The organism is Streptomyces sp. NPDC048436 (assembly GCF_043200355.1).
In the GTDB taxonomy this organism is placed as follows: domain Bacteria; phylum Actinomycetota; class Actinomycetes; order Streptomycetales; family Streptomycetaceae; genus Streptomyces.
In genome coordinates this window covers 735,003-751,876 of sequence record NZ_JBICXP010000001.1, presented here as the reverse complement: position 1 = coordinate 751,876, position 16,874 = coordinate 735,003, and the positions used below count along the sequence as shown (strand labels likewise).

The 16,874-nt window shown below is 71.3% G+C and carries 16 protein-coding genes; 5 read left to right on the top strand and 11 right to left on the bottom strand.

What is annotated here, in order from left to right; all coding sequences use genetic code 11:
- Positions 1-110: 110 nt before the first annotated feature.
- Positions 111-998 carry an EI24 domain-containing protein gene (locus tag ACGFX9_RS03495; RefSeq protein WP_393463905.1) on the top strand — a complete coding sequence of 296 codons (888 nt, stop codon included), beginning with the start codon at positions 111-113 and terminating at the stop codon, positions 996-998.
- Here ACGFX9_RS03495 and ACGFX9_RS03490 read toward each other — a convergent pair.
- The 3 genes from ACGFX9_RS03490 to ACGFX9_RS03480 all read right to left on the bottom strand — a co-directional run bounded on the left by ACGFX9_RS03490 (position 946) and on the right by ACGFX9_RS03480 (position 3,984).
- Complete coding sequence (locus tag ACGFX9_RS03490) at positions 946-2,178, bottom strand: pyroglutamyl peptidase (protein WP_393465596.1); 1,233 nt, start codon at positions 2,176-2,178, stop codon at positions 946-948. The two genes, ACGFX9_RS03495 and ACGFX9_RS03490, sit on opposite strands and share 53 nt — an antisense overlap.
- Positions 2,179-2,349: 171 nt before the next feature.
- A complete protein-coding gene (locus ACGFX9_RS03485; protein ID WP_393463902.1) occupies positions 2,350-3,471 on the bottom strand; it encodes an abortive phage infection protein in 1,122 nt (373 codons plus the stop codon).
- A gap of 102 nt (positions 3,472-3,573) precedes the next feature.
- Entirely contained in the window at positions 3,574-3,984 is a 411-nt protein-coding gene (locus ACGFX9_RS03480; RefSeq protein WP_393463899.1) for a hypothetical protein, read from the bottom strand.
- A 71-nt stretch (positions 3,985-4,055) separates the two neighbouring features.
- On the opposite strand from ACGFX9_RS03480, the gene ACGFX9_RS03475 reads away from it, so the two are divergent.
- Entirely contained in the window at positions 4,056-4,871 is an 816-nt protein-coding gene (locus ACGFX9_RS03475) for an NAD(P)-dependent oxidoreductase (RefSeq protein WP_393463896.1), read from the top strand.
- 208 nt (positions 4,872-5,079) lie between these two features.
- Here the strand turns inward: ACGFX9_RS03475 and ACGFX9_RS03470 are convergent, their stop codons facing one another.
- Complete coding sequence (locus ACGFX9_RS03470) at positions 5,080-5,640, bottom strand: TetR/AcrR family transcriptional regulator (RefSeq protein ID WP_393463893.1); 561 nt, start codon at positions 5,638-5,640, stop codon at positions 5,080-5,082.
- A 169-nt stretch (positions 5,641-5,809) separates the two neighbouring features.
- On the opposite strand from ACGFX9_RS03470, the gene ACGFX9_RS03465 reads away from it, so the two are divergent.
- Positions 5,810-8,263 carry a beta-glucosidase gene (locus ACGFX9_RS03465; RefSeq protein ID WP_393463890.1) on the top strand — a complete coding sequence of 818 codons (2,454 nt, stop codon included), beginning with the start codon at positions 5,810-5,812 and terminating at the stop codon, positions 8,261-8,263.
- On the opposite strand, the gene ACGFX9_RS03460 is transcribed toward ACGFX9_RS03465, so the two are convergent.
- Positions 8,253-9,236 (bottom strand): aldose epimerase family protein, encoded by a 984-nt coding sequence (locus tag ACGFX9_RS03460; protein WP_393463887.1) that lies wholly within the window; start codon positions 9,234-9,236, stop codon positions 8,253-8,255. The genes ACGFX9_RS03465 and ACGFX9_RS03460 overlap by 11 nt on opposite strands.
- 10 nt (positions 9,237-9,246) lie before the next feature.
- Positions 9,247-10,155: an SGNH/GDSL hydrolase family protein gene (locus tag ACGFX9_RS03455; protein ID WP_393463884.1), complete on the bottom strand. Its 909-nt coding sequence runs from the start codon at positions 10,153-10,155 to the stop codon at positions 9,247-9,249.
- Between the two features lie 292 nt (positions 10,156-10,447).
- On the opposite strand from ACGFX9_RS03455, the gene ACGFX9_RS03450 reads away from it, so the two are divergent.
- Positions 10,448-10,942 (top strand): DUF3145 domain-containing protein, encoded by a 495-nt coding sequence (locus ACGFX9_RS03450; RefSeq protein ID WP_393463881.1) that lies wholly within the window; start codon positions 10,448-10,450, stop codon positions 10,940-10,942.
- Between the two features lie 106 nt (positions 10,943-11,048).
- Here ACGFX9_RS03450 and fabF read toward each other — a convergent pair whose 3' ends face one another.
- From fabF to fasR, 5 genes are all read right to left on the bottom strand, one after another.
- A complete protein-coding gene (fabF, locus tag ACGFX9_RS03445; protein WP_393463878.1) occupies positions 11,049-12,311 on the bottom strand; it encodes a beta-ketoacyl-ACP synthase II in 1,263 nt (420 codons plus the stop codon).
- A gap of 70 nt (positions 12,312-12,381) precedes the next feature.
- Positions 12,382-12,633 (bottom strand): acyl carrier protein, encoded by a 252-nt coding sequence (locus ACGFX9_RS03440; RefSeq protein WP_393463875.1) that lies wholly within the window; start codon positions 12,631-12,633, stop codon positions 12,382-12,384.
- A 97-nt stretch (positions 12,634-12,730) separates the two neighbouring features.
- Positions 12,731-13,732, bottom strand: coding sequence for a ketoacyl-ACP synthase III (locus ACGFX9_RS03435; protein WP_393463872.1), 1,002 nt, complete (start codon positions 13,730-13,732; stop codon positions 12,731-12,733).
- Between the two features lie 17 nt (positions 13,733-13,749).
- The gene (locus ACGFX9_RS03430; RefSeq protein ID WP_393463869.1) at positions 13,750-14,697 is read right to left on the bottom strand and encodes an ACP S-malonyltransferase; all 948 of its coding nucleotides are present in this window, start codon (positions 14,695-14,697) and stop codon (positions 13,750-13,752) included.
- Between the two features lie 89 nt (positions 14,698-14,786).
- Positions 14,787-15,926, bottom strand: a complete 1,140-nt coding sequence (fasR, locus tag ACGFX9_RS03425) for a fatty acid biosynthesis transcriptional regulator FasR (protein WP_393465593.1) — start codon at positions 15,924-15,926, stop codon at positions 14,787-14,789.
- Between the two features lie 185 nt (positions 15,927-16,111).
- On the opposite strand from fasR, the gene ACGFX9_RS03420 reads away from it, so the two are divergent.
- Positions 16,112-16,786 carry a pirin family protein gene (locus ACGFX9_RS03420; RefSeq protein ID WP_393463866.1) on the top strand — a complete coding sequence of 225 codons (675 nt, stop codon included), beginning with the start codon at positions 16,112-16,114 and terminating at the stop codon, positions 16,784-16,786.
- The last annotated feature ends 88 nt before the right edge of the window (positions 16,787-16,874 follow it).

Here is a 16,874-nt window from a genome sequence, read left to right as displayed (position 1 = left end):
AAGAGTCAGTACGCGTGGTCTACCGTTTCAACCCCCGCGCAACAAGAGGGCCTTCGACCCCACGGGTCCCCTGAGCCGCACGGCCGTGACCGGCGGATAGGGTGTGCCGCATGCGTGATCTGGGACGGGGCTTCGGCTACTTGATGAAGGGCCAGCGCTGGGTCGCCCAGCACGGCAAGCAGTACGGAGTGGGCCTGCTGCCCGGCCTGATCACCCTGCTCCTCTACGCGGCGGCGCTCGTCGGGCTCGCCCTCTGGGGCGAGGACTTCGTCGGTTGGGCGACGCCCTTCGCGGACGACTGGTCCTCGCCGTGGCTCGGCCTGTTCCGCGGCTTCCTCACGGCCCTGCTCTTCGCGCTCGCGCTGCTCCTCTCGGTGATCACGTTCACCGCGGTGACGCTGCTGGTGGGCCAGCCCTTCTATGAGTCCCTTTCGGAGAAGGTCGACATCTCCGTCGCCGGGTACGCCCCCGAGTCGGGACTGCCGCTCTGGCGCGAACTGTGGATCTCCGCCCGCGACAGCCTGCGCATCGTCCTGCGGGCCGCCGTCTGGGGAGTCCTCCTCTTCGCCCTCGGTTTCATCCCGGTCGTCGGCCAGACCGCCGTGCCGGTCATCGGCTTCTGCGTGACGGGCTTCTTCCTGGTCGAGGAGCTGACGGCGGTGGCTCTGCAACGCCGGGGCGTCGAACTCCGCGACCGGCTCGCGCTGCTGCGCGGCAGAAAGCAGTTGGCCTGGGGCTTCGGCACTCCGCTCGCCGTGGCCTTCCTGGTGCCGTTCGTCGCGGTGTTCCTGATGCCGGGCGCGGTCGCGGGCGCGACGCTGATGGCGCGGGACCTCGTGGGGGAGGACGCCGGGCACGGCGCGGACGACGATCCGCGGGACCCGGCCGATCCGCGGGACCCGGCCGGCCCAGGTGGACCGGCGGGCCCCGGCGGACCGCAGGCCGCTACCGGCGGGCGTTCATGGCCGCCGTCAGGATCTGCCGCACCTGGGCGATGATGTCGACGCGGTTGCGCACGAACTCCGGATCGGTGATCTGGCCCGTGGCCGGATCGGTGTTGCCCGCGCCGAACTGCAGCACCGGCGTGTGCACATGGCCTCCCGGCAGCCTCTCGTGCAGCCCGAGGCGGTCGCGCAGCAGCGTCGCCCGGTAGGCGATCTCGTTCGACAGGTAGTTGCCGCCGCCGCCCTCGCGGGCCGTGGAACCCGCCGTGGGCCCGTCGGGACGGACCACCGGCGCGCTCTGGCCCGCCGGGATCTCGGTCACCAATGTGTTGTCGTACACGGGGAAGCGGCCGGTCTCCGCGCTCACGATGTCCTTGTACGGGAGGGTCGTCGACGTCCACTGGGGCTGCGAGGCCGGATCGCCGACCGGCACGGTCTCCGTACGCGAGAGGTTCTCGTTGTCGGGGAATCCGCCGCGCCAGGCCCCGTTGGTCCGCTCTATGTCGAAGCGGCCGACGCGGCCCTGGCTGATGGTGGTGAAGAGGTCCACGCGGGGAAGATGCGGGCGCAGGGTGCGCTCGACCGTCCCGTCCGCGAAGTCCTGCCAGCGCACGGGGAAGACGGTGGTCTCGACACGGGCCGGCCCGTCGGCGGTCTGGATGACGGTGCCGTCAAGGGCGAGGGCGGTGGCACCTGAAGGGTTGCTGATACGGGTGTCCCGGTCGAGCGTGAAGGGGTCGAAGCCGGTGACGAGGACGCGCTTGAGGCGGTGGCCCGCGGCGTCCCGCTTCGGGTAGCGGATGGAGTCGTGCCCACGGGAGGCCGTCTCCAACGCGCTGATGAGACTGCCGCCGCGGGCCTCGCTCAACCCGAAGCGGGTGGGCTCCCACTGCCGCAGCTCCCGGGTCATCCCGAGCCGGGCCCAGTACAGCGGCCGGTCGTCGTCCCGGCTCAGTCCGTCACCGGGCCCCCGCCCCTGTGCCCGGTCCACGGCACGCCTCCACAGCGCCGAGCCCTGGCGTACGACGATGCGCCTGGCCTCGGCGTACGAGTGGGCGCGGCCGAGCGCCTGGGCCAACTCCGGGGCCGCGGAGTCGAATCCGCTGCGGCGCAGTATCTCCTGCGGGGCGGCGCGGTCGAGGCGCTGCTCCTCGACGGTGGCTTCCGTGGTGGCTTCCGTGGCGGCATCCGTGGTGGCCGCCGAGGAGGCGGGCGCGGCGGCGAGGGAGAGCAGAAGCGTGACGCCGAACGCGACGACGCGGCGAGGAGCGAGGCTCGTGCTACGAGGGGAGTGCGGGGGGCGAGGGGAGCGAGGGGAGCCATGGTGCGTGGGTGACACGGGAGTCCTTCCGTGGCCGGTGGGGTGGCCGCAGTATCCCGGCAGGGGCGGCGCCACCGCTACGGGTCACCCCCGGCGCCCCGCACGCGCGAAATGCTCCGCCACCGTGTGGAACGCCTCCTTCGGCTCCCAGTGCCAGCGCCCCGCCGCCCCTTCCCGGATCGTCTTCACAATGCTGTAGCTCGCCATGTCGAGGTCGTGGCGCGCGTCCGCCGTGTGCGGGGCGTCGGGGCTGACGAAGTTGTAGAGCGTCGCCGAGTAGAGGTTCATCGACTCGAAGACCTCCAGCACGTCGGCGATGTACGCCGCCTGGGTCCGCTCGCTGCGGACGAGCCCGCCCTTGATCTCCGGCGGTTCCTTGGAGTAGTCGACGACGTCCCACCCCATGCCGCCCTGCTCCGGCGCGCCCCGGAACGTGCACGTGCCGAACTCGGTGACCGCCACCGGCTTTCCCCAGCGCCGGTAGGGCTTCAGATCGCGGACATAGGCGTCCCGACTCCGGTGGTACGCGTAGTAGTTGACGCTCACGATGTCGAACAGGCCCCAGTCGACCTCGTCGTCCTCCGCCGCGCCATACGTAAGGCTGCCGCCGAAGACGGATCTGCCGACCGCCGCCGCCCGCCCGATGAACCGCTTCAGGCGCCGCTGCATCAGCACGGGGTCGAAGTTCCCCTTCATGATGTTCTCGATCCGCTCCACCGCGCTGTCGCCCGGCACGATGCCCGGCACGAACAGCACGAATTCGCAGCCCACGCTCAGATGGACCCGCGCGCCGTGCCGCCGCAGCCGCTCGGCGTACCGGCCCGTCTCCGCGAGGTGGTCCAGGATCTCCCGCTCGGGGCGGTCGCCCAGGCGTGGCTGCAGCCAGACGTGCAGTCCGCGTTCGGCGGCCTCCGACGCGGTGGCGCAGAGCCGCTCGACCCCGTCGCCGAAGACGGAGACGGTCGTGGCGTGCAGCCGGTCCTTGATCGCGCACATGTCCGCGCGCATACGGGCCGCGTTCCAGCCGGTCGCGGGTGTCTCACCTGCGCCGACCTCGTAGCAGACCCCTCGATAGGTGAGTCCGCTCTTCCTGGGGCCGGTCGCGGAGGCCGGACCGGCCCCGAGCAGCTCCCCTGCCGCCGCCGCGACTGTCACCGCCCCCGCCCCCGCCAGAAACTGCGCCCGGTTGATCCCGCCACTCGGCACGGTGCCTCCCTGTGTCGCCTGCGTCGCCTGTGTCCGTCCGTACGGTGCGTACGGTGGACCCAGTCTCGCCAGCGACGACGCCCCGCCTCGCCCGCCTTCGGTCTACGGCGCGGCCGACCTTGGTAGCCGCTCGCCGCCCCGCGTCGCGACTTGAGTAGCCCGCAGCGCCGCAAGGAACGGCTCCACCGCAGGTGGAAGCGCCCGCCCGCGCGCCGTCGCCGCGTACACGGTGCGCGGCGTCAGACCCTCCTCGCGGGTGAGCGTCACGCCGGGGTGCCGGGACCGGAACGCCGCGATCGCCCGTGGCACGAGCGCCGCGTCGGCCGTCGCGAACGCCCCGAAGCGCAGGGCGCTGCCGGTCAGCTCGCGCTTCGCCGCCAACTCCCGTACCAGGGCGCCGAGTCGGGCCATGGTCTCCTCGGCGTGCGGCAGGAGCGTACGGCCGTGGGCGGTCAGGCGTACGCGGAGACGGCGCCTTGGCCTGGGACCTGGCCTGGGCCATACGTGCGGCATGCGAGGTCGGCATGGCCGGCATGCTGGACATTCGCTTGTCGCATCACGTGGGCGGGCCTAGCGTCGGACGCATGAAGAAGATCGCGTTTCTGGGACTGGGCCACATGGGCGCACCTATGGCCCGCCAACTGCTTACCGCCGGACACCCGTTGACCGTATGGAACCGCACCGCCGAGAAGGCCGAGCCGCTGGTGGACGCCGGTGCCGTGCTCGCCACCGGTCCCGCGGAGGCCGTGCGGGACGCCGACGTCGTCATCACCATGCTGGCGGGCCCCGACGCGGTGCGCGCCGTCGCCGACGCCGTCGTGCCGGAGCTGCGGGCCGGCATGTACTGGGTGGAGATGTCCACCGTCGGGCCGGATGTCGTAAGGGAGTTGGGGGCGAGGCTGCCGGACGGCGTGACCCTCGTAGACGCCCCCGTCATGGGGAGCACCGACAAGGCCGCATCGGGGGAGCTCGGCATTCTCGCGGGGGGTGACGCGGACGGGATCGCACAGGTGCTGGCCTGCTTCGGGCCCGTGACCCGTACGGGCCCGCTCGGTTCGGGGGCCGCGCTGAAGCTCGTCGTCAACACCGCCGTCATCGGCGGCGTGGCCCTGGTGGCCGAGGCGATGAAGCTGGCCGACGCGCTGGGCCTGGACGAGGAGACCGCGAGGGGCGCGCTGGCCAAGGGCCCTCTCGGCGGCGCGGTGGGCCGCGCGTTCGCCACGGATGTGCACTTCGGCAGTGACCTCGCCGTCAAGGACGTGGCGCTGGCGACAGCCTCGGCCCAACTCCCCGCCATGGAGGCGGTGCTGGCCCACTACGAGGCCGCCGCGGCCGACCCGGACGTCGTCCACGAGGACATCGCACGGGCGGTCGCCCACATTCGACGCAGGACAACGTGAAACGTGAAACGTGAAACAGAAAAGACAGCTCACCCCATGCGCATAACCCTCGACAACCCCACGACCGCCCCTCAGCCCCTCGGCCCCTACTCCCAGGTCGCCCGCGTCGAACTCGACGGCGGCGGAGCCCTGTTGTACCTCTCCGGACAGAGCGCCGAAGGCGACGACGACGCTCGACGACGTCATCAACATCCGTACGTCCGCCTGATCACCCGCTGCCCTCCAGCAGGGCCAGGAAGTCTCTGAACGCCCCCGCCATGTCCACCGATTCGGGGTCCAGGAGCCACTGGTACTGCAGCCCGTCCATCACCGCTACGAGCAGCGGCGCCGCCGCCTCCGGAGTGAGGCCGCCGGGGAGCCGCTCCCCGTACTCCGCACGCAGGACCGCGGCGAACCCCCCTCGCACCGAGCGGTACCGCTCGGTGAAGTACCCCCGTGCCGGATGCCCCTCCGTGACGCTCTCGCCGAGCAGCGCGGAGAAGGTCTGGATGATGCCGGGGCGCATCGCGTTGTACTCGACGAGCGAGCCGAGCAGGTCGAGGCGGATGTCGCTGGCCGGCACCGCGTCCCACTGGTCGCGGGCCTCCAGGACGGCGACGAGGAGGGCGTCCTTCGTGGGGAAGTAGTGCAGCAGGCCCTGCTGGGTCAGCCCGACCCGCTCGGCGACGGCCCCCAGGCTCGCACCGCGGTAGCCGCGCTCGGCGATCACCTCCAGGGCGGCTCGGAGGATCTCCGCACGCCGCTCCTCACTTCTGGCCCTGGTCGCCATGGTGTCCGCCCTTCACGTTCTCGGTCCTGCTCGCGGGACGACCGTACGTCACGCCTTCCATGATTATAACGTCCAGGTTACGAAAACTACCGACCTACAGGTAGTCGAGGCAGGATGGAGGGAACGTACGGAACGGACAGCACCCGGACTTCAACGAGGAGGCACCGCCATGGCGGGAACCCAGGACCCCGGAGCCACGAAGGCGGACCAGGCGCGCGAGGTGGTCGTCGAGGCCGCGCTCGCCGTGCTGGATCTGGACGCGAAGGCGCGGCTGCTCGGCGGGCGCGACATGTGGTCGCTGCACGCGCTGCCCGAGATCGGCCTGGAGTCCCTCGTGATGTCGGACGGCCCGATCGGCGTGCGCGGCACCCGCTGGACCGCGGACGACCCGTCCATCGCCCTGCCGTCCCCGACAGCGCTCGCCGCCACCTGGGACCAGGACCTCGCCCGCCGCGCGGGCGCCCTCCTCGCCCAGGAAGCCCGGCGCAAGGGCGTCCACGTCCTCCTCGCCCCCACCGTCAACCTGCACCGCTCGCCGCTCGGCGGCCGGCACTTCGAGGCCTACAGCGAGGACCCGTATCTGACCGGCGTCATCGGCACCGGCTACGTCCAGGGCGTGCAGTCGGGCGGCGTCGGCACGACCGTCAAGCACTTCGTGGCGAACGACGCCGAGACCGACCGCTTCACCGTGGACAACAGGGTCGGCGCGCGCGCCCTGCGCGAGCTGTACCTCGCGCCCTTCGAGGCGATCGTCACCAACGCCCACCCCTGGGGCATCATGACCGCGTACAACCAGGTCAACGGCTCGACGATGACCGAGCACCGCTACCTCGTCAACGAGGTCCTGCGCGGCGAGTGGGGCTTCGACGGCTACAACGTCTCCGACTGGATGGCCGCCCGCTCGACCGCCGGTGCCATCGAGGGCGGCCTCGACGTCGCCATGCCGGGGCCACGGACCGTGTACGGGGAGGCGCTCGCCGAGGCCGTGCGCGCGGGGCAGGTCAAGGAGACGACGGTCGACGAGGCCGTGCGCAACGTCCTGCGGCTCGCCGCCCGCGTCGGCATCCTCGAAGGCGCCGAGCCCGTGGTCGCCGACGTCCCCGCCGAGATCGACGGCGAGGCCCTCGCCCGCGAGATCGCCCGCCGCGCCTTCGTCCTCGTCCGCAACGAGAACGACGCGCTGCCCCTTGGCCCCGCCGCCTCCGTCGCCCTCATCGGCGCCGCAGCACGCGACGCCCGCGTCCTGGGCGGCGGCTCCGCCACCGTCTTCCCCGCACATGTGATCTCCCCGCTAGACGGGCTGCGGGCAGCACTGGGCGAGGACGCCGTGACGTACGCCGTAGGCGCCGACCCGAGCGACGAACTCGCCCCCGCGGACAAGGGGTTCGGGCTGCGCGCCATCTGCCGCGACGCGCAAGGCACCGTCCTCGGCGAGGGCAGTCTGCCCTCCGGTCAGGTCCAGTGGATCGGCGACGACCTGCCCGACGGCGTCACCCACGAGACGCTGGCGAGCATCGAGGTCGTCGGCACGTTCACGCCGCGCGTGAGCGGCGAGCACTCCTTCGGCACGCGCGGCCTCGGCGCCTTCACGATCACCGTCGACGGCGAGACCGTCTTCGACGGGGCGCAGGTCCTGGGCTCCGAGTCCGACCCGTTCGAGGCGTTCTTCGGCTCACCGGTCGAGCGCGCCAAGGTGAGTCTCACGGCGGGCGAGACGGTCGACGTCTCCCTCTTCCACCCGCTCGACAAGGAGTACGCGGCCCCGCTGCCCGGCGTCGTGTTCTCCTTCGTTCACCTGGAGCCGCGGCGGGACGCCGACGAGCTGATCGCCGAGGCCGTCGACGCGGCGCGGGCCGCCGACACGGCGGTCGTGGTCGTCGCCACCACCGAACGCGTCGAGTCCGAGGGCTTCGACCGGCGGGACCTGCGCCTTCCGGGCCGCCAGGACGACCTGGTGCGCGCGGTGGCCGCGGCCAACCCCCGCACGGTCGTGGTCGTCAACTCCGGTTCCCCGGTGGAGCTTCCGTGGCGCGAGGACGTGGCGGCGGTGCTGCTTAGCTGGTTCCCCGGGCAGGAGGGCGGCGCCGCGCTCGCCGATGTGCTGGTCGGCACCGAGGAGCCGGCAGGCCGGCTGCCCACGACGTGGGGCGCCCTGGCGGACGCCCCGGTCACCCGGGTCACCCCGAGCGACGGCGAACTCGCCTACACCGAGGGCGTGTTCATCGGCTACGCCGCCTGGGAGAGGGCGGGCGCCACCCCTTCGTACGCCTTCGGTCATGGCCTCGGCTATACCGACTGGACGTACGACTCCCTCACCGTGGAGGGCGCGACGGCCACGGTCCGCGTCCGCAACTCCGGCCCGCGCGCCGGCCGCGAGGTCGTCCAGATCTACCTCGCCCCGGCCACGGACGACGGCACCCGCCCGGCCCGCAGGCTCGCCGGCTTCGCGGGCGTGGAGGCCGCACCCGGCGAGACGGTGGAGGCACGGATCGAACTCCCGCGCCGCGCCTTCGAGGTCTGGGACGAGGGCACCAACGCCTGGGCGTACCAAGGGGGTTCGTACGAGGTGCAGGCATCCCGCTCGGTCACCGACCGCCGCCTGAGCGAGACGATCACCGTCTGAAGCCGTACACCGTCTCCGACCTGTACACCTCACCCGGCCGCAGCACCGTGCTCGGAAACTCCGGCCGGTTGGGGGAGTCGGGGAAGTGCTGCGTCTCCAGGGCGACCCCGTCGCCGGGGGCGAACGGGAGCCCCTCGTCGAAGTGGTCCGCCGTGTACAGCTGGAGGCCGGGCTCCGTCGTCGCGATGGTCAGCACCCGGCCGGACGCTGCGTCGCTCAGCTCGGCCACCTCGACCGGCTCCGCGGTCAGGCCCTTGTCCAGCACGTAGTTGTGGTCGATCCCCGCCCCGACCTTCCGCGCGGCCCGGAAGTCGAAGCGCGTCCCGTCGACATCCTCGTACGCCCCGGTGGGAATCTGCGTCCCGTCCGTCGGCGTGAACCGCGACGCGTCGATCCGCACCTCGTGCCCGCCCGCGCCACCGCTCCCGGCCCCGGCGAGGTTCCAGTACGTGTGGTTGGTGAGGTTCACGACCGTCGGGGCGTCGGTCCTCGCCTCGTACGCGATCCGCAGTCCGCCCGCCTCGTCGAGCGTGTACGTCGCCGACACCGCGAGCCGGCCCGGATACCCCTCGTCGCCGTCCGCGCTCACCAGGGAGAGCCGCACCCCGTGCGCCACCTCCGCGGCCTCCCATACGCGCTTGTCGAAGCCCGTGTCACCGCCGTGCAGCGAGTTGGGCGCGTTGTTGCGCGCCAGGCGGTACGCACGGCCGTCGAGCGTGAATCCGGCGTCCGCGATCCGGTTCGCGTACCGGCCGACCAGCGCCCCGAAGTACGGCCCCGGGTGGTCGAGATATCCCTGGAGGGCGTCGAAGCCGAGAGCCACCGGCTCCCGCCGCCCCGACCGGTCGGGAACTTCCGCCGACTGGATGATCCCGCCGTACGTCAGGACACGTATCCGCGTCCCGCCCCTTTCCAGGGTCCAGCGGTGGACGGGCGTGCCGTCGGGGAGCGTCCCGAAGAGTTCACTGCGCATGATCGGGACCCTACGCCTGAGGATTCTTGGCCTTCACCTGGTGGTAGGCCAGCTCCGCGAGCCGCGACTGGCCGTCCTTGCTGGGGTGGAACCAGTCCCAGTGGCTCAGCTGGTCGCCGTCGAAGCGGTAGTCGAAGACCGCCCCGCCGTCGTAACGGCAGCGCAGATCCTTCGCGCACACGTCCTTGAGTACGTCGTTGTACGCGATCACGCGGCCCTGCACCGTGTCCCGCCGCTCCGTCGCCGCCGCGTCCCGCGCGTCCGGGTCGGCCAGCATCGAGGCGCAGATGCCCAGCTTCCAGACCTGCTTGCCCAGCGGGTTGGTGCGCCCCTTGGACCAGAGCCGCTTCAGGTCCGGCACGGAGGTGACGTACACCTGCGTCTTGGGAAGCTCGCGCCGCAGGGTCCGCATCGCCTCCGTGAAGTCGGCGCGGAACTCGGAGACAGGAGTCATGGAATCCGCCGAGGGACGGCAGGCGTCGTTCGCGCCCGCCATGACCGTGATCAGCTCGGGGCGCTTGGCCGTTGCCTGCTCTACCTGCCCGGTCAGATCCGCCATGCGGGCGCCGGTCTTCGCGTAGTTCCAACTGCGCTCGGCGGCCCGCTCCTTTCCCAGGAGGCGGGTCGCAAGGCTCCGCACCCCGGAGTCCGTGCCGGTCGCCCAGGACGCTTCCGGGCAGTCGGCGAGCACGGAGCAGGCGTCGAAGCCGCGGGTGATGGAGTCGCCGACGGCAGCCAGGGAGTTCGGCGTCGAGTCCCAGGTGGGGGTGGGCTTGGGGGAGGGCTTGTTCGCGGACGGGCCATGGGGCGCCGGGGCGTTGCCACCGGAGGCGTCGCATGCGGCGAGAGCGGTGGCGCCGAGGAGAACGGCCGTCACGGCGGCGACGGCGGCGCGCGGACGGTGCCTTCGGTTCCGCATCCCGTATCCCCTCTGTTGTCCCACGCGGTCATACGCCAGCCGCCACATTCAGGCGCCCCCTGCGAGTGAATGGTGGGTGATTCCTGGCCTTGGGACCGACGGTACGTCACACTCCTTGCGCCGCCGCACGGTAGCCTCGCCACCCAGTGGCACCGTCTTCGCTCGCTTCCGCTAAATTACATCACGTCACATCTGTCCCGTTTTCGGGAGTTTCCGAATTCAGGGCGACAACGCTCGGCACGGGCGCGAGGCCGCTGGGGAAGGCGAACCTCGACCCACACTGGAGGTCCCGGTGACGACACGTGGAGTTCTGTACGTGCACTCCGCACCGCGCGCGCTGTGCCCGCATGTCGAATGGGCAGTCGCGGGCGTACTCGGCGCGCGCGTCAACCTCGACTGGATCAGGCAGCCCGCGGCGCCCGGCAGCTGGAGATCCGAGTTCTCCTGGCAGGGGTCCGTGGGCACCGCGTCCAAACTCGCCTCCGCCCTGCGCGGCTGGCAGCTGCTGCGCTTCGAGGTCACATCCGAGCCGTGCCCCACGGCCGAGGGCGAGCGGTACAGCGCCACGCCCGAACTGGGCATCTTCCACGCGGTCACCGGCATCCACGGCGACATCCTGATCCCGGAGGACCGCCTGCGCGCCGCCCTGGGCCGCTCCCAGCGCGGCGAGAGCGACCTGGAGGCCGAGCTCGCCAAACTCCTCGGCAAGCCCTGGGACGACGAGCTGGAGCCCTTCCGGTACGCGGGCGAGGGCGCGCCGGTGCGGTGGCTGCACCAGGTCGTCTGACGGGTCTCTGACGCACGTGAAGGGCCCCCGCCATGTGGCGGGGGCCCTTCACGTGCGTACAGCTGACCGCTCAGACAGACCTGACCGTTCAGAGAGACCTGATCGCTCAGACAGACCTGAACGCGAGCACCACGTTGTGCCCGCCGAAGCCGAACGAGTCGTTCAGCGCCGCGATCCTGCCCTCGGGCAGCGCGCGGGCCTCGTCGCGGATGATGTCCGCGTCGACCTCGGGGTCGAGGTTCTCGATGTTGATCGTCGGCGGGGCGATCCGGTTCTTCAGCGCGAGGACCGTGGCCACGGTCTCCACGCCGCCCGCGCCACCGAGCAGGTGACCGGTCATCGACTTCGTACTGGCGATCGCCATGTGGTCGACGTCGTCACCGAACGCCTTGCGCAGCGCCTTGATCTCGGCGACGTCACCCTGCGGCGTCGAGGTCGCGTGCGCGTTCACGTGCACGATCTCGGCGGGCTTGAGGTCCGTGCCGTCGATGAGGTTCTGCAGCGCCGCCGCGATGCCGTTGCCGGACGGCTCGGGCTGCGTGATGTGGTGGGCGTCGGCCGAGATGCCCTGGCCGACGGCCTCCGCGTAGATCTTGGCGCCGCGGGCCTTGGCGTGCTCCTCGGACTCCAGGACGACCACGCCCGCGCCCTCGCCGAGCACGAAGCCGTTGCGGTCGACGTCGTAGGGGCGCGAGGCGCCCGCCGGGTCGTCGTTGTTCTTGGACATCGCCATCATGTTGCCGAACGCGACGATCGGCAGCGGGTGGATCGCCGCCTCCGTACCGCCGGCGACGACGACGTCGGCACGGCCGGTGCGGATCATCTCGATCGCGTAGCCGATGGCCTCCGCGCCCGACGCGCACGCCGACACGGGAGTGTGCACACCCGCGTGGGCGCCCAGCTCGATGCCGACGTTGGCCGACGGGGAGTTGGGCATCAGCATCGGAACGGTGTGCGGGGAGACGCGGCGTACGCCCTTCTCCTTGAGCACGTCGTACTGGTCGAGCAGGGTGGTCACGCCGCCGATGCCGGAGGCGATGACCGCGCCCAGACGGTGCGGGTCGACGGAGGTGTCCTCGCCGGCCTTCGCGGTGTAACCCGCGTCGGCCCACGCCTCCTTCGCCGCGATCAGCGCGAACTGCGCCGAACGGTCCAGCTTGCGGGCCTGCGGACGCGGAATGATCTCGCCCGGCTCGACGGCGATCTGGCCCGCGATGCGGACCGGAAGCTCGGCGGCCCACTCCTGCTCCAGAAGACGGACACCGGAGCGGCCCGCCAGCAGACCTTCCCAGGTCGAGGCTGCGTCGCCACCCAGCGGTGTGGTTGCGCCGATACCGGTGACGACCACGGTGCGATTGGTCGAGTTCACAGGAAAATTCTCCACGGTGTTGAGGGGATCAGCGGCGCCACCGCCGGGTGGCGACAGCAGAGCAGCCTGGTCAGGCGGCCTGGTGCTTGAGGATGTAGCTGGTCGCGTCGCCGACCGTCTTGAGGTTCTTGACGTCGTCGTCCGGGATCTTGACGTCGAAGCGCTCTTCGGCGGCGACGACGACCTCGACCATGGACAGCGAGTCGACGTCCAGGTCGTCGGTGAAGGACTTGTCCAGCTGGACGTCCTCGACCGGGATGCCGGCGATCTCGTTCACGATGTCGGCGAGACCGGCGACGATCTCTTCCTGAGTGGCGGCCATGTTGGCGCTCCTTCTATGTATCCAGAGGGTGTGGCGCCCGCCGCGGCAGCGGCAGGTTCGTTACAGCTGTACGGATCGGGTGATCCGGACATGATGCCTAGGGGAGGGTAACGACCGTGGCGGCGTACACGAGACCCGCCCCGAAGCCGATGACGAGCGCGGTGTCGCCGCTCTTCGCCTCGCCGGTGGCCAGAAGCCGCTCCATCGCGAGCGGAATCGAGGCTGCCGACGTGTTGCCGGTGGTGCGCACATCACGGGCGACCGTGACGTGTGCCGGCAGTTTGAGAGTCTTCACCATCGAGTCGATGATCCGCTCGTTGGCCTGGTGCGGGATGAAGACGTCCAGGTCGTCCGGGCTCAGGCCGGCGGCGTCCAGCGCCTCCTTGGCGACCTTCGCCATCTCGAACACGGCCCAGCGGAAAACCGCCTGGCCTTCCTGCGTAATGGCAGGGAACTTGGCGAGGGAGCCGTTGCGGTACGCCTCCCAGGACTCGGTCTGCTTGATCGTCTCGGACTTGTCGCCCTCGGAGCCCCAGACCGTCGGGCCGATCATCGGCTCCTTGGCGGGGCCGACGATCACGGCGCCCGCGCCGTCACCGAACAGGAAGGCCGTCGCGCGGTCCTCGAGGTCGGTCAGGTCGCTCAGCCGCTCGACCCCGATGACCAGGACATACTCCGCCGAACCCTCGACGACCATGCCCTTGGCGAGCGTCAGGCCGTAGCCGAAGCCCGCGCAGCCCGCGGAGATGTCGAACGCGGCGGGCTTGCCCGCGCCGATCTTGTGCGCGATCTCGGTCGCGATGGCCGGGGTCTGCTTGAAGTGCGAGACGGTCGAGACCACGACCGCGCCGATCTGCTCGGGGGTGATGCCCGCGTCGGCGATCGCCTTGCCGGAGGCCTCGATGGACATCGCGGCCACGGTCTCCTCGTCGGAGGCCCAGTGGCGGGTCGCGATGCCGGAGCGGGAGCGGATCCACTCGTCGGACGAGTCGATCGTCTCGAGGATCACCTCGTTGGGCACGACACGGGTCGGGCGGTAGCCACCGACACCCATGATGCGTGCGTACGGGGCGCCCTTACTGGGCTTGATCTTCGACATGCTCTCCTGGCTCCTTCTCAGGCACCCGCCGCGTCGGCGGCGGATGCGGTGTCGGCGATGAGCTCAGATGCGGCGTCGAGGTCGTCGGGGGTCTTCAGGGCCACTGTCCGCACGCCGGGCAGGGCGCGCTTGGCGAGGCCGGTCAGCGTGCCGCCGGGGCACAGCTCGATCATCGCCGTGACGCCCAGTTCCTTGAACGTCTCCATGCACAGGTCCCAGCGCACCGGGTTGGCCACCTGGCCGACCAGGCGGGACACGACGTCGGCGCCGCTCGCCACGGTCTTGCCGTCACGGTTCGAGACGTACGTCAGCTTCGGGTCGGCCGGGTCGAGGGCCTTGGCGGCCGCTTCGAGCGTGGTGACCGCGGGAGCCATGTGGTGCGTGTGGAACGCGCCGGCGACCTTCAGCGGCACGACGCGGCGCACCCCTTCGGGCTTGTCCTCGGCGAGGGCGGCGATCTGCTCGGCGGTGCCCGCGGCCACGATCTGGCCGGCGCCGTTCACGTTCGCCGGCGTCAGGCCGAGCTTCTCCAGGTGCGGGATGGTGACCTCGGGATCGCCGCCGAGCAGCGCCGCCATGCCGGTCTCCGTGATCGCGGCGGCGTCGGCCATGGCCAGACCCCGCTTGCGCACGAGAGCGAGCGCGGCGTCGTCCGTGAGGACACCGGCGTACGCGGCGGCGGTGATCTCGCCGACGCTGTGACCCGCGACCGCACCGGGCTTGTTCGCGGCCAGGGCGTCACTGAGTGCCGCGGCGGAGAGCAGACCGGCAGCGACAAGCAGCGGCTGGGCCACTGCGGTGTCACGGATGGCGTCCGCGTCGGCCTGCGTGCCGTAGTGGGCAAGGTCGAGCCCGATGGCGTCAGACCACGCGGCGACGCGGTCGGCGGCGCCGGGGAGGTCGAGCCAGGGAGTCAGGAAGCCGGGCGTCTGAGCGCCTTGGCCGGGAGCGACGAGTACGAGCACTCTCACACTCTCTCTTGTGGACGGTGGTAGCCGCCCGTGGGGACAGGGACGAAGAACCGCTGGGGGAATTGTAGGGGCCCGACAAAAACCTACGGTTGGAGATCGCCGTCGGCCAGACGCCCCAGGATCAGCGCGATCCGCAGCGTGAATGCGGAGCGCACGTCGGACGGTGACCAGCCGGTGACGTCTGTCACACGTCGCAGCCGGTAGCGCACGGTGTTGGGGTGCACGAAGAGCATCCGAGCCGCCCCTTCGAGGCTGCTCGCCTGCTCCAGATAGACGCTCAGCGTCTCGAGGAGAGCGGAGCCCGCTTCCTCCAACGGTCTGTAGATCTCCTCCACCAGTTGGTCACGCGCGGCGGGATCACTCGCGATCGCGCGCTCCGGCAGGAGATCGTCCGCGAGGACGGGCCTCGGAGCGTCCTGCCAGGCGGCGCACGCCTTGAGCCCGGCGGCCGCGGCCTGCGCGGATCGGGTGGCGGCGAGCAGGTCGGGGACGATGGGCCCGGCGACGACGGGTCCGGCCGCGTACGGGCCGATCAGCCCCTTCGCGACCTGCAGCGGATTGTCGCTGCCGCCCGCGATGACGACCAGGCGGTCACCGAGCACCCCGGTCAGGACCTGCAGCTTGGCGTGCCGGGCGGCGCGCCGGATGGCCTCGACGGTGAGCTCGCTGTCGCCGTCGGGCGCGGTGCCGAGGACGACGCAGACGTGCTCGGGGGAGTTCCAGCCGAGCGCGGCGGCCCTGCTCACCGCCCCTTCGTCGGCTTCCCCGGAGAGCACCGCGTTGACGACGAGGGACTCGAGGCGGGCATCCCAGGCACCGCGTGCCTCGGCGGCCTGCGCGTAGACCTGGGCCGTGGCGAAGGCGATCTCGCGGGCGTAGACGAGGAGCGCCTCGCGGAGGATGGACTCATCTCCGGGGGCCGCGACCTCGTCGATCGCGGACTCCATCACCTCGATCGTCGTACGCACCATCTCCACGGTCTGGCGCAGGGTGATCGCCCTGGTCAGCTCGCGCGGGGCGGTGCCGAAGACGTCGGTGGAGATGGCCTGGGGGGCGTCGGGATGCCGGAACCACTCGGTGAAGGCGGCGATGCCGGCCTGCGCCACCAGACCGATCCAGGAGCGGTTCTCCGGCGGCATCGCCCGGTACCAGGACAGCGTCTCGTCCATGCGCGCGATGGCCTGCGCCGCGAGGCTGCCGGATGACTGCTCCAGGCGCTTCAGCGTGGCCGAGTGCGCGTGCGCCTTGCGGTGCGCGTCCTGGCGGGCAGCCTCCTCGTGGCGCGCGGCTTCGTCGTGGGCTGCCTGATGGGCGTCCTGGCGGGCTTCGTTCGCAGAGGGTTCGGGCACGGGGACAAGACTGCCTTATCGGGACGGGGGTGTGCGGTGCCGGGTCTAACGTGGGGTGCGTGATTGATGTACGGCGCTCCATCGATCGGTACCGCGGCGGGGAGCCCGGCACCGGTATCGAGACCTTCCACGCCTTCTCCTTCGGGCCGCACTACGACCCCGACAACCTCCGCTTCGCCGCGGTCCTGGCCTGCAACGAAGAGCGGCTCGCACCCGGTGCGGGCTTCGACGAACACCCGCACAGCCACACCGAGATCGTGACCTGGGTGGTACGGGGCGAACTCACCCACCGCGACTCGGCCGGCCACGCCTCGGTGGTCCGCGCCGGCGACGTCCAGCACCTCAGCGCGGCCGGCGGCGTCCGCCATGTGGAACGCAACGACGGCGCCGACCCCTTGGTCTTCATCCAGACATGGCTCTCCCCCCTGACCCCTGGTGGCGAGCCGTCCTACGAGGTGGTCCACGGCATAGCGGACTCCACCCCATACGCGATCCCGGCAGCGGGCGCACTCCTCCACATCCGCCGCCTGACACCCTCCGAACGCACAGCCCTCCCGGCCGCACCTTTCGTGTACGTCCACCTGGTACGGGGTGAAGTCCGCCTGGGGGATGAGCAGTTGGAGCTAAGCGAGGGGGATGCGGCGCGGATCACGGGAGTGGAGGGGGCACAGGGCCTGGAGGTGGTGGCCGACGCGGGGTCGGAACTGCTGGTTTGGGAGATGACGGGGGAGTGAGGGCGCACCACGGCGGTGGGCTGTGGGCAGTGGTGCGCCGCGCCGCCGCTGTGGGCAATCGTGCCGCTGGGGCGGCACGGGTGGGCAC